Origin of the sequence: Algivirga pacifica, assembly GCF_039543525.1 — a bacterium.
Taxonomy (GTDB): domain Bacteria; phylum Bacteroidota; class Bacteroidia; order Cytophagales; family Flammeovirgaceae; genus Algivirga; species Algivirga pacifica.
Map to the genome: position 1 here is coordinate 107,539 of NZ_BAABJX010000005.1, position 14,025 is coordinate 121,563.

Below are 14,025 nucleotides of genomic sequence, written 5' to 3' on the forward strand. Positions count from 1 at the left end.
AAGAACTATTATCTTTTATCCTTCACCCTTTCTCTATTTGAACTATTCGAAATCGAAAGAACGTCTTGTGTCATCCAACTCTACTTCTCCGCCATTTTTCTTGAACTTCTCAATGAAGTCAGCGATGTCTTTTTCTGTGATTTCTTCACGGTTAAGACAAACATCTAACCCTACGCCAATTTCAGCAGCAAACTCATCCATTTCATAGAACTCAGAAACTTGATAATCCTCGTCTTTGGCTAATGCATCAACAATACCGTCCATTAATTCCAGGTGAGGGCCTTCTTCTGCGTTGAAATCCATCTCAGCGTACTCAGGCTTTTGTTGAATAACCTCTTGTACTGCATCTTCAAAGATATTCGCAAAAAACTCTTCTTCTAATGTGTAAAAGAAAGCATCGAATAGCTCCTCTTTACCATCAAATTCAGCAACAAACAAGACATTTTTGTGCATCTCATCTTGTTCTGCGTCTGGACGCATAATAAACGCACGTCCTTCTTTGGCTGCTTGCGCCTTTACTTTTGCAATTTCTTCAGCGTGATTCATATTTGGTGTCAAATTGATAAGTTTTGAACTTTTATAGAAGCAAATATAGACGGATCTATAAATAGTTAAATGATTATTGCTTTAAATATTTCTGTGAAGTGTAGACTTACTTTTTCTTTTTCATGAATTGCTCACTGAGGTGTGTAAAGGGCTTATCAATATTGAAGTATAGGGAGCGAGATTCTCCTTGTTCATCCTCAAGGAATAATAAATCATAGCGATGGCCTTTTAAGTGAAGAAGCTCTTGAGTGACAGAGGAGTACCCTAGGTTACGCACAATATCATATTCGTCATGGGCAGAAATCACTAATAGGGCTTGGTCTTCATTATAGCCGGTGCCAGTGGCCATAATTCCATTGAGAAAGCCCTGATAGATTTGCATGTATTTTTCGAATTTCTCTGTGTTTTTTTCTGCAAAGTAAGCAAGGGCCAATGTTTCATACTTTCGTATGCCATTGAGTGGTTCTCGATCGATGAGTTCTTCACCTATTTTAATGCAAAGTTGATAATCGCCCTTTTGGAAGGCTGCTTGCATTTCATTGTCTTGCATGCTGTAAGGAGCATAGGCTTTGGTATTGGCATATCCGTAGTATAACATAAAGTACTCATCCAGCGATAAGCTTAAAGGGCTGTTTTTAAACTTTTTACTTAATTGTTTATAAGAGTATTTTCCTCTCCGATGCTCACTCCATTGGGACAGTTGTTTTAGGTTTTTGGCATGAATATCCTTAAAGAGTATATGCTGCTCATTGTTGTAGTAGAAAACTTCCTCTGGAGTACGAGACATAATGAGTGCCTGGGCTTTCATCGCTAAATGTGAGATGTCATCTGTTAACGTAAAGGCTTGTTCAAATTCATCGGCTGCTTTTGTGTAGTCTTTTTGATCAAAGTAGGCTAATCCTTCAACAATGTACATACTGCTATTCAGAGGGGCAATGGTTTTGGCTTGCTGTGCCCACTTGATGGTCTCCTCCAAATGTCCTTGATCGTAGTTAACCCATGCCAGCAAGTATAAAGGCATAATGTTTTGTCCGTCCATGGTAACGGCTTTTTCCAGTAGTTCTAGTCCTTCTTCAGTTTTTCCTGACAGGTGTAAGAGCATTCCCTTGCGGGCATGTCCATTGGGATCCTCAGGCAGCAGCAAAACATATTGCTCCATATGATACAACGCACCATTCAAATCTGATTGTAGTTCCAGTAATCCACTGAGGTTATAATGGACATCGGCATTGTTGGGGGCTAGCTGTAGTATAGTTAGGTAATCTATTTGGGCGCTATCAAAAGCAGCTATTTCCCAGTAACAATTGCCCCTGATTTGTAAGGCTATAGTATCCTCCGGAAGGGTGGATAAATGAGTAGATAATAATGTAATGGCTTCTCGATAAGCCCCTTGTTGGTATAAAGTTTCCCCTTTTTCAATTATGGTATTGTTGGTTTGTGCAAAAAGTAAAGGCCAATGGATAAGCGTTAGGAGTAGGATGCTGATATATTTTTTAGTCATTGGATTCAGGGGTTATTTTCATTGGGTTGTGAGGAATAAGTCACACCATTCGATTTATAATACAATGAAATGTATTGTTTCAGTAAGTAGTTGAGGAAGGACTTTATATATAGGCATGACTTGTTAGTTGGTAATGGGTTATCAATGAGTTTGAACCTTCCATTTTTTAATTTAAAGAACCTTTTGAGGATTGGTGTTTACCTTTCTTTAATACATGTTAAGCCTTATTCAGGCATGTAGGAATTTTGCTTGTTTCATAGGAAAATGGAGTGATCAACAAGGATATATGAAAAAAATGAGAGAGAGTTTGTTCATATATGACAAAAGTATTACATTTGTAAATGAATACTCATTCACTTAAGTAAATGAGGCATTCCCAAAGAATAGATAAATCGTCATAGATATATAAGATATAGTTTAGGTGATCGAAAGATTGCCTATCCGATTAGTTAGTTTAATAGGTTTCTAGAGACTGCCCCTTTGCAATGCATTGGGGTAGCTTTTTTTTAGAGGAATGGTTCATAAAGACTTCACGAAATAATTATTTAATTTGCTCGTTTTGTGTAAGTAATAAAGATTAAAAAAGAATAAAATGGACAATTCAGACAAAAGGAAAGCGGCGGAAAGCCGTTACCTTGAGATCAACCGAAAACTGTGGAACGATAAAACTACCCATCATTTAACTTCTGATTTTTACAGGCAGGAGCACTTCTTAAAGGGAGAGAATTCTCTAAAACAAATTGAGCTGGATTTATTGGGAGACCTTAAAGGAAAAGAGGTGTTGCACTTACAATGTCATTTTGGGCAAGACTCCTTGTCTATGGCACGTATGGGCGCTAAAGTTACCGGGGTAGACCTTTCTGATAAGGCCATTGAAACGGCTAAAGGACTGGCAGAAGAACTATCGCTGGACGCTGACTTTATTTGCTGTGATTTATATACCCTTCCTGAACACCTGAATAAGCAGTTTGACATAGTCTTTGCTTCCTATGGCACGATAGGTTGGTTGCCAGATATGGATCGTTGGGCTGCGATTGTTCAGCAATACCTCAAACCAGGAGGGCAATTTGTCTTTGTAGAGTTTCATCCTGTCGTATGGATGTTTGATGATCATTTTAAGAATGTTGATTACAGGTACTTTAAATCGGAACCTATCGTAGAACTAACCGAAGGGACTTATGCTGATCCGGATGCACCTATTTCCAATAATTCGGTGAGCTGGAATCACAGTTTATCAGAGGTCATCGGAAGTCTGCTGAAACAAGGATTACAACTAAAGCACTTTGAGGAGTTTGATTACTCTCCTTATGATTGCTTTGCCCATACAGAACAAGTTGGAGAGAGCCAATATAGAATCAAACACCATGGAGATAAGTTGCCGATGACCTACTCTCTGTTGATGGAAAAGTAGTGATGCCGCAAATAGTGTAGAAATCACTATTTCTAAAAAAAGTTAAAAAAGTGGTAGGGTGAATCCATTTTAGTCTGTATAACTTATTGAAAGCACGGATGATACGAGCAAAAGATGAAAGCTCTTTTCCTGTTTAACCATGCAACTAGAATGTTGCGACTTATATGACTACTATTGGATAAAAGAACAGTTTATGCCAAGTCGAGAACTTTTTGAGCGAGAAAAGATTTTTTGGACTTGATGGCATAAAAAGAAAGATCAAGAACCTTGTTCGATTTTTTAGGCTGAGCAAATGAACAAACGAATAAAAGAGCCTCCAGGAATGGAGGTTTTTTTATACCCTTAGGTTTCTAAGGATAATGTCTTGTTAGATGATTTTTGACATTTTTGATCCTGCTATTGATTCCTTATCTTTCTTGGATTCTAAATAATACACTCATTATACAATAATCCGAAGAACTATGAACGATATAGAGAAACTAATGCAGAAGTTGGTGGATATTGGTACCGAATATGGTCTGAAATTGATTGGGGCGGTAATTGTCCTGGTGATTGGCTTGTGGGCCGTAAAGCTGATTACCAATATCATTAAGAAACGAATGGAAAACTCTCAACTGGATGTTAGTGTTCGTCCTTTCTTAATCAGCTTAATCAATACCCTGCTGAAGGTATTACTGGGGATAGCGGTTTTAAGTACTATGGGTATCGAGATGACATCCTTTGTCGCGATACTAGGTGCGGCTGGTTTGGCCGTGGGTATGGCCTTGTCAGGTACCTTGCAGAACTTTGCTGGAGGAGTGATGATTCTTATTTTTAAACCGTTTAGGGTGGGACATTTTATAGAGGCGCAAGGTTACTCCGGAACGGTCAAGGAAATACAAATCTTTGTAACCATTCTTAATACGGCAGATAACAAGGTTATCATTATTCCTAATGGACCACTCTCAAATGGGTCATTGATTAATTATTCAAGAGAAGAAAAAAGGAGAGTGGACTGGACGATTGGAGTGAGTTACGATGATGATATGGAGAAAGTTCAGGCAGTGATTAGAGAGGTAGTTCAGTCTGATGACAGAGTATTGAAAGACCCTGAAGTCTTTATTGGCCTGAACCAGTTTGCCGACAGTTCTGTCAACTTTGCGGTAAGGGCATGGGTGAAGAAGGAGGATTATTGGGGTGTATATTTTGACACCAACAAAAAGCTATTTGCGGCATTTAATGAGCAAGGAATTAGCATTCCTTATCCACAAATGGACATTCATATGAAAGAGAAATAAAAATATAAAACGTTCGTAGCATACGCTACGAACGTTTTATATTTTTGGGCACTTTTTACAGTACTTCCCTTTCTTTTTATACTTTTTACAGCACTTCTTTTTGTTCTCACAAAATAAGCACGCTCCTTGTTCGAATTCACAGATCGTATCGTCTTTGAATTCCTCATTAAATGGCTTGATTAACTTCTCTAATCCCATGATCGTTTGCCTGATAGTCTGATAATCATTTATGTATCCCAAGATAATACAATGAAAATCTAGGGATAGTTTCATTTAAAGGTGACTATCTACTTTTTTCTTCTTTAAACTTCCTAACCAGGTTGTTAGCGAAAAGGAATTCTTGTAACTCAGGACTTTTGGCATCTAGAATTTCCTTATTGTTCCCTTCCCAAACTTTATGTCCTTGATGGATATACATAATGTATTCTCCAATTTCCATTACGGAGTTCATATCGTGAGAAACGACAATGGTCGTTAGATTATACTCATGAGTAATCTCTTGAATAAGATTATCGATCATCAATGAGGTTTGAGGGTCCAACCCGGAGTTAGGCTCATCACAGAATAGGTATTGGGAGTTCATCACGATCGCCCTTGCAATACCTACTCGCTTTTGCATTCCTCCGCTAATCTCCGCAGGTTTTCTATCAGCTGCATTTTCTAGCCCTACTCTTTTTAGACAGAAGAATACACGTTCTTTCTTCTCGCTGGCAGACATGTTTGTCAACATGTCCAAAGGGAATCGAACGTTTTCCTCTACGGTTTTGGAGTCGAAAAGAGCCCCTCCTTGAAAAAGCATTCCAACTTCACGTCGAATCTGCTTTTGCGTATCTATGTTTGATTCATAAAAATCTCTACCATCAAAGAGTACTTTGCCTTCGTCGGGCTGTATAAGGCCTACAATACATTTAAGCAATACACTCTTACCAGTACCACTGGCACCAATAATCATATTGGTTTTTCCTTTCTCAAATTTTGCGCTGACATTCTTAAGAACATCCTTGTCTCCAAAGCTCTTGGATATATTTTCAATCTGAATCATATTGGTTGATCTGAGTTTCCTGAAGTGCTTATTTCATGGTTTGATGTTGAAACTGCCAGTGTATTAGAGTAATAACTTGGCAAGTAACAAGTCTGCAACCAAAATAAGGATACTGCTGCTATTAAAGGCAGAAGTAGAAGATTGCCCTACTTCCAATGCTCCTCCTTTGGTATAAAATCCTTTGAAGGCAGAGATAGAAGTAACAATAAATCCAAAAACAATTGCTTTGATCAAGGCAAAAGGAACTGTAAAGGGATCGAACTCCATACGCAAACCGTAGAAGTAGTCTGCTACAGACATGAGTCCGGTAAGCATAACAAGTACATACCCACCTAATATACTCAAGAATGCAGAGTAAATGACCAATGGTGGAAACATAATGATACCGGCTACAATTTTTGGAAGTACCAAGTAAGAGGCAGAGTTAATCCCCATGACTTCAAGCGCATCAATTTGTTCTGAAATTCGCATGGTCCCTAGCTCACTGGCAATATTGGAGCCTACTTTTCCGGCCAGAATAATCGCCGTTACGGTAGGGGCAAATTCTAATACGACCATTTCTCTTTCGGCAAAACCAATAATAGAGATAGGAATAAATGGAGAGTCCAGGGCATTATCCATTTGTAGGACGATTACCGCACCCACAAAGAAGGCTATGATAGAGACAATCATGATAGAATTATTCCCCACCATAATGCACTCGTCCATCATACGAGACAAATATACTTTTAGCGGCTCCCTATTTCGGAACAGCTTTCCCATAAAAATAATATACTTTCCTAAGGCTTTCATTTTTTAGCTATTAGTGCTAGCAGAAGCTAGTGTAGTTCTATTGTATGCCAAAATCATACGGTGTACAATATGATCAAGGTATTGCAATATTATAAGAACTTCCATGTCAATCAAAAGTTTTAATAAGTTTCCTGACATAGGAGGAAAAGCTTTGTATTTTTTTAACGTCCTGAATCAGTGGAATTCTCCATGGGGTTTCCATGTGACCTCATGTAGATATTGAGGATTTGTAGGCATTTTACATTACCTTCGGGGCGAAATCATTGGAGTGGAAGGTTAAAGGGCTTATGTTTTATCGATTACTTCTTACCTTCTACCTTAAAAATATTGGTATTAAAACGGAAACATAAATCATGATTGTAGTAACAGGAGGAACCAAGGGTATTGGGAAAGCCATCATTCATAAGTTTGCGCAGGCAGGACATGCTGTAGCAGTTTGTGCCCGTAACGAGCAAGACCTTATGGCACTGAAAACAGAGGTGGAAAGTACCTATGGTATTAAAGTTTATGCACAACCGGCTGACCTTTCAAAGAAGGAAGAGGCGATGAAGTTTATTGATTTTGTTCTCCAAACAGGTGAAGAGGTGGATATTCTGGTGAACAATACGGGGGTATTTGTACCAGGAGCGATTCATGAAGAAGAGGATGGCGTATTGGAAATGGTGATGCAAACCAATTTGTATAGTGCTTACTATCTTTCAAGAGGGTTTATTAAAGGCATGAAAGAGCGTCAAGAAGGACATATCTTCAATATTGCATCCGTAGCCGGAATTATGGCTTACCCGAATGGAGGGACCTATGCCATTTCTAAACATGCGATGATGGGATTGTCTAAATGTCTAAGGGAAGAGTTGAAGCCTCATAATATTAAGGTAACCTCTATTATGCCAGGAGCAACCTATACGGCGAGCTGGGATGGCGTAGAGTTGCCAGAAGATCGCTTCAGTAAACCGGAAGATGTAGCCGATGTGGTTTATGCATCATATATCCTATCGGATCGTTCTTGTGTAGAGGAAGTCGTTATTCGTCCACAGTTAGGTGATCTATAACACTTTGTTGAGGCGGCTTGCACCGCTGGTTGAGCGCTTCGCTGTTGAGATTCACCTTCGGTGAGTTGAGAAAAGAAGGTAGGGCTTCGCCCTAAAATAGGAAAATAGCACAGGACATCACCCTAGAATAGGAAAAATAGCACAGGGCATCGCCCTGTGTCAATTATATTATTATCAATTATGATCAGGTTAATATTTAGATTATTGTTCTGGCTAAAAGGCTGGACAATGAATGTACATGAGGAAGTAGATCTGGAGCAAGTGAAAAGGTCCGTAGCATTGGCAGCTCCTCATACGACAAATTGGGATCTCGTATTCGCGGTAGAGGGATGCCGACAAGTAGGGGTGAAACTGCGTTTTGCCATTAAGAGGGAGTGGATGCGTTTCCCATTGAATATTGCTATTCGTCCAATGGGGGGAATAGGTATTGACCGCCGCCCGAAGGATGGAAGAACCAAAAAACTGAGTATGGTAGAGGCTATGGCCAATTTGTTCAAGACCAGAGACGAACTGGTGGTGATGGTGCCGCCAGAGGGAACACGTTCCAAGGTAGAGCAATGGCGTACAGGATTTTATTATACGGCTTTGGAAGCAGGAGTACCAATCACGTTGTGTTACCTTGATTTTAAGCACAAGGTAGCGGGTATCGGTAAAGTATTGCACCCTACCGGGGATGTTGAGAAGGATATGAGAGAAATTATGGATTTCTATAAGCAGTATGGGCAGTATCCTAAGTTTCCGGAGATGTTTTCTTTGGATCAGCGATATATATAGTCTAGTTTATCGCTTGAATAAACAACCCGTATACTACCAACCCGCTTTGTTGAATCGTTGAATTTCAATACTTCGTATTGAGTTGAATTGAGCTTCGCTCGTTGATTCGAGTTGATAGGTTGTTTGAGTGTTTGTATATATTTCAATCAACAGTTCAACTCGAATCAACGATTCAACGAGCGAAGCTCAATTCAACGATTCAACAAAGCGGGTTGGTAGTATGCCAGTTATTACAAATATTTCAAGACCAACTCCTCCGCACTCATATCGGCATCTTCTTCCCAGATATGCTCATGAAACCCCGAAAGGTAATGGAACTTCTCCAACAGTAATTTCTTATCCTCCACACTCATATTGGCAAACAACAGTTGTGTAACAGGCATAAAGGCAGCCCTGGACTGATGTAACATACCTGTGCCAGCAGGTGTTAGCTGAATACGCTTACTTCTTTTGTCTTCCGGATCTTCCACTTCAGAAATAAACCCATCAGCCTGAAGGCGTTTGATCATCTCAAAGATGGCAGTCTTCTCCATGGAGGAAGCCTTCATAAACTTTGATTGCGTGAAATCCGACTTGCGTGGAGACGTGGTTTGCTCCAAGTACATCAGTAGCAAAAACTCCTCAATAGTTCGTAAGGGCAGTGTTTGCATCACTTTTTTAATCAGCTTGTTCTTATAACGCTCCAGGTAGATAAATAGAATCCCCAAACGTACATTGAGCATCATATCCTCCCCCATAGGGTGTTGAGGAGTTTTAGGCTTGCTTTCTTGCTTTAGAAAACTTCCAAATTGAGCAAAATCCTTCCCTCCTTCTTCCTTGAAGGCTTTCCAATGCTTAATAAGTTTGATGATATCGTCCGTTTCTTTACTCATTCGAATTAATACTGTTCCAGAGAATTGTTAAAGTTAATAATAAAATATTGATGATCAGTTTATCGGTTACTGCTTATAGTTTATCCTTTATCAATTTTAAACAATAAGCGATAAGCGATAAGCAATAAACGATAGGTGTGTTAGTGTTTTTATTAAATATTAATTGACTGATATGTAGGTGTTTATGATTTGTTAGGCTGTTTTTTGTATAAAAATCTGATAATCTTTGAACTTTTTTATAACAATTTTAAACTTAATAATGTTCCTGAGTTGTACTAATATATTCCTATAACGTAATAAATACAACAATGAGAATATTGCTAACTTCCCTACTACTATTGAGCGTTTCATGGACCTTCGCTCAAAACGGAATTATCCGTGGGAAAGTTTATGATAAAAGTAATAATGAATCCATTCCTTTAGCCAATGTCGTCATTCAAGGAACGACACAAGGGGTAAGCACCAATATGGATGGAGAGTATGAGTTGAAAGGTCTTCAACCAGGATTGTATAACCTGCTGGTAAGTTATGTGGGCTACAAACCATCGACTCGTTTAGAGGTAGAGGTAACAAATGCTCGCCCGGCTTTAGTTGATTTTGCCTTATTGCCTGCTTCAGAGCAATTGGATGAGGTAGAAGTCGTGGCCGATGGTTTCTACGAATCAGAGGAAAGTCCGGTGTCTGTACGATCGATTGGATTAGCAGAGGTAAAACGTAATCCGGGAGGAAACCGTGATATCTCTAAGGTGATTCGTTCATTGCCAGGGGTTGCTTCTACGGCATCGTTTAGAAATGATATCTTGATTCGTGGTGGAGCACCCAATGAAAACCGTTTTTATCTGGATGGAATTGAAGTACCCAATATCAACCACTTTGCAACACAGGGGTCTTCAGGCGGACCAGTAGGATTGATTAACGTCGATTTTATTCAGGATGTTCAGTTTTACGCAGGAGCATTCCCGGCTGCCAGAGGTAATGCGTTGAGTTCGGTGATGGAATTTCGACAAAAAGATGGACGAGATGACCGCCTGACAGCGAACCTAATCTTGGGAGCATCAGACGTTGGTGTAACGTTAGAAGGTCCAATCAATGAAAAATCGACGTTTATCGCTTCGGCAAGAAGGTCTTATCTACAGTTCTTGTTCAAAGCTTTGGGACTACCGTTCTTGCCTACATATAATGACTTCCAGTTTAAGTATAAATATAAGTTTGATCAGAAAAACCAGTTATCCATTATTGGTTTGGGTGCAATTGATGACTTTAGCATTAACAATGATCCGGGAGAACCGGGAACGGAAGATTACGAGCGTAATATCTTCATTCTGGATAACCTTCCGATTCAAGAGCAGTGGAACTATACGATAGGAGCAAAGTACGAGCACTTTAGAGAGAACACGACTTATACGTTGGTGGCCAGCCGTAATATGTTGGATAATAGTCAGTACAAGTACCCAAGCAACGATGAGACGCAAGAGAAGCTTTTTGATTATACCTCTCAGGAGATTGAAAACAAGTTTCGTTTTGAGTCCTTGAACTTCTTGCCGTCAGACATCACTTTAACCTACGGTGCCAATTATGAATTTGCCAAGTATAACAACTTTACGGATGAGCTTCGTTTTGTGCCGGCAAGTGGACAAGTGGAGTCCTTTCAGTTCAATAGTGCTTTGAACATGCACAAATGGGGCGTGTTTGCGAATATCTCTAAGAAGTTCTTCAATGAAAAACTGACACTAGCAGCAGGCTTCCGTACTGATGCCAATGATTATGCAGAGTCCATGAGCAATCCATTGGATCAGTTTAGTCCACGTTTCTCTGCTTCTTACGATGCAACGAACCGTTTGAGCTTTAACTTCAATACCGGAGTATACTATCAGCTTCCTTCTTATACAATTCTTGGATATGAAGAGGATAGAGAGGGAGAGTCTATCTTGGTCAATGCAGATAATGACCTGAAGTATATTCGAAGCAGACACGTAGTGGGAGGAGTAGCGTATACCGTAAGTGAAAGAAACTTTAAAGTCTCTTTGGAGGGTTTTCACAAACAGTATAGCCAGTATCCGTTCTCTGTAGATAACCAATTGGCATTAGCCAACCTGGGTGCTGACTTTGGGGTCATCGGAAATGAGGAAGTGACCTCTACCGCTGATGGAAGAAGCTATGGTTTAGAAGCCCTAATCCAACAGAAGTTCTATAAAGGGTTCTATGGTATCTTGGCCTATACGTTTGTAAAGAGTGAGTTTACGGATGAGAGTGGTAACTATATCCCATCTTCTTGGGACAGTCGCCATATCGTTAGCCTGACAGCAGGTAAGCGTCTTGGTAAAGGATGGGAAATCGGTGGTCGTTGGTTATTCTCCGGAGGTACGCCATTTACGCCATATGATGTGGAAACGTCTATGCAGCCATCAGTATGGAATACCAGAAGACAAGGAGTATTGGATTATAACCGCTTGAATACGCTAAGAGCTGATGCTTTCCACCAACTGGATATGCGTGTCGATAAAAACTTCTATTTCAATAAATGGAGTTTGACTTTATACTTTGATATACAAAATGCCTACAACTATCAAGTAGAAGGACAGCCAATCCTTACGGTAGAGCGAGATGAAAATAATACACCTATCCTAGGGGAGGACGGAAACTACATCCCTAAGGAGATCTCAAGTTCAAATGGGCAGTTGTTGCCAACACTTGGGATTATCGTAGAACTTTAAAATAGTTAGGAGTTAGGAGTTATGAGTTTTTACTTTTCTTAAAGTAACTCCTAACTCCTAACTCCTAACTCCTAACTCCTAACTATCCGATAAGCCCAATTCAAGGGCACTCTCCAGTGCAGCAAATTAATCCAAAACCGATCCCTTCTTCGAATTAATTGCAGCTCTTTCAATAGCTTTCCAAATTCAATACCTATATCAAAATTTTCTGTGAAAAGTGACAGTCGCATATGATAGCGAATGGACTTGGCTAAAGCTCTGTTTTCTTCCTCGTTTTCATTAAGCATAATTGCTTTGCGACAAATCTTGAGGGTGGACCATAAGTGTTTATTATTTTTCTTGAAATAAAACACCTTGTGAAGAGCTGTGGATAACTCTCTTTTAGCGGTGGTTATTTCATCCAGAAAATAAAATTTATGGTTTCTTCCTAACCTGATCCACAAATCATAGTCTTCATAGCTAAGGTTATCATCGTAGCCTCCTATCCTTTGGATGACCGAAGTACGATACATTTGTGTAGGAGGACTCATCACCGGAGGGTTTTGTAATACCCTTTTGTATAAGTCACCGGAGGGAACACGTTCTAGTAGTTGTCCACGATCATTTCTTTTATAGTAGGTGCTCCGAATTCGTTTTCCATTTTCATTGATAAAGTGAGTGTCAGTAAAAACAATGGCATAATCCTCGGATAGTTTCTCAAATGCTTCCACTTGTAAGGCGACACGTTCAGGGTACATGATATCATCAGCGGCCAAATCAATAATATACTTCCCCTTGGCTATTGTTAAGGCTTGATTAAAGGCTTTGCAGTTTCCTTGATTTTGTGGAGAAATAATGAATTGTATATGAGGGAGTTTCTTGATCTTACGTTGTATCACCTCTATGCTGTGATCTGTACTTTGATCATCAATAATGATAATTTCTATTGGAGTATAGGTCTGGCTAAGAATGGAGTCAATGGCTTGTGTAACGTAAGGAGCTTGATTGTAACATAAGCACACCACCGTGACTAGAGGATTTGACATTGGTAAATGTAATAGCTTGTAAAACAATACTTCATAAAAATCTTCGTCTTCATTGGATTCTATGTATCTTAAATTAGCATAACCCAAATAAGCGTATTTAACAAAACCCAATGATGACTTTCACAACAAAGATACTCCAAAAATGGTGGTTTAGTTATATTGAGATCTTTTTAGCGGCTTTAGTGTATGCCATAGGGGCTCGCTTTTTTCTGATTCATGCGGAACTGATCTCAGGAGGGGTATTTGGCTTGGCTCAGTTGTCTAGTATAGGACTAGAACGACTCAACCCAGCTTGGGACCTGAATGTGGGTATCCTTATGTTTTTGATCAACCTTCCTTTATTGGTATTCTCTTATTTTAAAATTGGTAAGCAGTATACCGCCAAGGTCGTCTATTACGTCATTGTCAATTCGATATTAGTAACCTTAATTCCCAATTATACGATTACAGAAGATCGTATTTTGAATTGCTTATTGGCAGGAATACTGATGGGAGGAGCTATGGGGTATATCTTTAAAAAGGGAGGGTCTACCGCAGGGTTTGACATCATTGCGACCTATTTATTGTTTGAGAAAAATGTGAAGGTACAAGGACTTTCCTTGGCTGTGAACAGCATTATCTTAACGATCTCCTCTATGGTATTCGGCTTGGAAATAGCTCTGTATTCTTTGCTAGAGATTTTTGTCGCATTGAGGGTCGTGGGAATTGTTTATGTAGATCATGACCGTATGAGTGTGTTGATCGTGACAGAAAAAGGAGAGGAAGTCAAGGATGTTATCATTAAGGAGATAGGTCGGGGAGTGACGGTGATAGATGGTCGTGGGGGGTACTCCAATAATCAACGACAATTGTTGATCACCGTAGTATCTCGTTTTGAGATTAAGCTACTAAGTAAGTTATGTACAGAACAAGACCCTAAGGCGTTTATTCAGGTGATTAAATCTTCGGAAGTAAAAGGAAACTTTTCGAATAAAAAAGTAGGGCTCTAGGGGCGACCCTTGTGGTCGCCCGACACTCGGAAC

12 protein-coding genes are annotated in these 14,025 nt (G+C 39.6%); 6 read left to right on the forward strand and 6 right to left on the reverse strand.

What is annotated here, in order from left to right; all coding sequences use genetic code 11:
- Window positions 1-42: 42 nt before the first annotated feature.
- Together ABD985_RS01410 and ABD985_RS01415 are read right to left on the reverse strand one after the other, a co-directional pair.
- Window positions 43-546 carry a hypothetical protein gene (locus tag ABD985_RS01410; RefSeq protein ID WP_345368631.1) on the reverse strand — a complete coding sequence of 168 codons (504 nt, stop codon included), beginning with the start codon at window positions 544-546 and terminating at the stop codon, window positions 43-45.
- Window positions 547-652: 106 nt separating this feature from the next.
- A complete protein-coding gene (locus ABD985_RS01415) occupies window positions 653-2,047 on the reverse strand; it encodes a DUF4919 domain-containing protein (protein ID WP_345368632.1) in 1,395 nt (464 codons plus the stop codon).
- Between the two features lie 592 nt (window positions 2,048-2,639).
- On the opposite strand from ABD985_RS01415, the gene ABD985_RS01420 reads away from it, so the two are divergent.
- Window positions 2,640-3,458, forward strand: coding sequence for a class I SAM-dependent methyltransferase (locus tag ABD985_RS01420; protein WP_345368633.1), 819 nt, complete (start codon window positions 2,640-2,642; stop codon window positions 3,456-3,458).
- Window positions 3,459-3,919: 461 nt separating this feature from the next.
- Window positions 3,920-4,735 (forward strand): mechanosensitive ion channel family protein, encoded by an 816-nt coding sequence (locus ABD985_RS01425; RefSeq protein WP_345368634.1) that lies wholly within the window; start codon window positions 3,920-3,922, stop codon window positions 4,733-4,735.
- A gap of 283 nt (window positions 4,736-5,018) precedes the next feature.
- On the opposite strand, the gene ABD985_RS01430 is transcribed toward ABD985_RS01425, so the two are convergent.
- Both ABD985_RS01430 and ABD985_RS01435 read right to left on the reverse strand, forming a co-directional pair.
- Window positions 5,019-5,777 (reverse strand): ABC transporter ATP-binding protein, encoded by a 759-nt coding sequence (locus ABD985_RS01430; RefSeq protein ID WP_345368635.1) that lies wholly within the window; start codon window positions 5,775-5,777, stop codon window positions 5,019-5,021.
- Window positions 5,778-5,840: 63 nt separating this feature from the next.
- On the reverse strand, window positions 5,841-6,569 hold the full coding sequence (locus ABD985_RS01435) for an MlaE family ABC transporter permease (protein WP_345368636.1): 729 nt from the start codon (window positions 6,567-6,569) through the stop codon (window positions 5,841-5,843).
- Window positions 6,570-6,922: 353 nt separating this feature from the next.
- Here ABD985_RS01435 and ABD985_RS01440 point away from each other — a divergent pair, with 353 nt between their 5' ends.
- Window positions 6,923-7,618, forward strand: coding sequence for an SDR family oxidoreductase (locus ABD985_RS01440; protein ID WP_345368637.1), 696 nt, complete (start codon window positions 6,923-6,925; stop codon window positions 7,616-7,618).
- A 180-nt stretch (window positions 7,619-7,798) separates the two neighbouring features.
- Complete coding sequence (locus tag ABD985_RS01445; protein WP_345368638.1) at window positions 7,799-8,392, forward strand: 1-acyl-sn-glycerol-3-phosphate acyltransferase; 594 nt, start codon at window positions 7,799-7,801, stop codon at window positions 8,390-8,392.
- A 230-nt stretch (window positions 8,393-8,622) separates the two neighbouring features.
- Here ABD985_RS01445 and ABD985_RS01450 read toward each other — a convergent pair whose 3' ends face one another.
- Window positions 8,623-9,264 (reverse strand): MarR family transcriptional regulator, encoded by a 642-nt coding sequence (locus tag ABD985_RS01450; RefSeq protein WP_345368639.1) that lies wholly within the window; start codon window positions 9,262-9,264, stop codon window positions 8,623-8,625.
- 308 nt (window positions 9,265-9,572) lie between these two features.
- On the opposite strand from ABD985_RS01450, the gene ABD985_RS01455 reads away from it, so the two are divergent.
- Window positions 9,573-11,978, forward strand: coding sequence for a TonB-dependent receptor (locus tag ABD985_RS01455; protein WP_345368640.1), 2,406 nt, complete (start codon window positions 9,573-9,575; stop codon window positions 11,976-11,978).
- A 71-nt stretch (window positions 11,979-12,049) separates the two neighbouring features.
- Here ABD985_RS01455 and ABD985_RS01460 read toward each other — a convergent pair whose 3' ends face one another.
- Complete coding sequence (locus tag ABD985_RS01460) at window positions 12,050-13,003, reverse strand: glycosyltransferase family 2 protein (RefSeq protein ID WP_345368641.1); 954 nt, start codon at window positions 13,001-13,003, stop codon at window positions 12,050-12,052.
- A gap of 110 nt (window positions 13,004-13,113) precedes the next feature.
- Between ABD985_RS01460 and ABD985_RS01465 the strand changes: the two genes are divergently transcribed.
- Complete coding sequence (locus tag ABD985_RS01465) at window positions 13,114-13,992, forward strand: YitT family protein (RefSeq protein WP_345368642.1); 879 nt, start codon at window positions 13,114-13,116, stop codon at window positions 13,990-13,992.
- Window positions 13,993-14,025 lie beyond the last annotated feature (33 nt).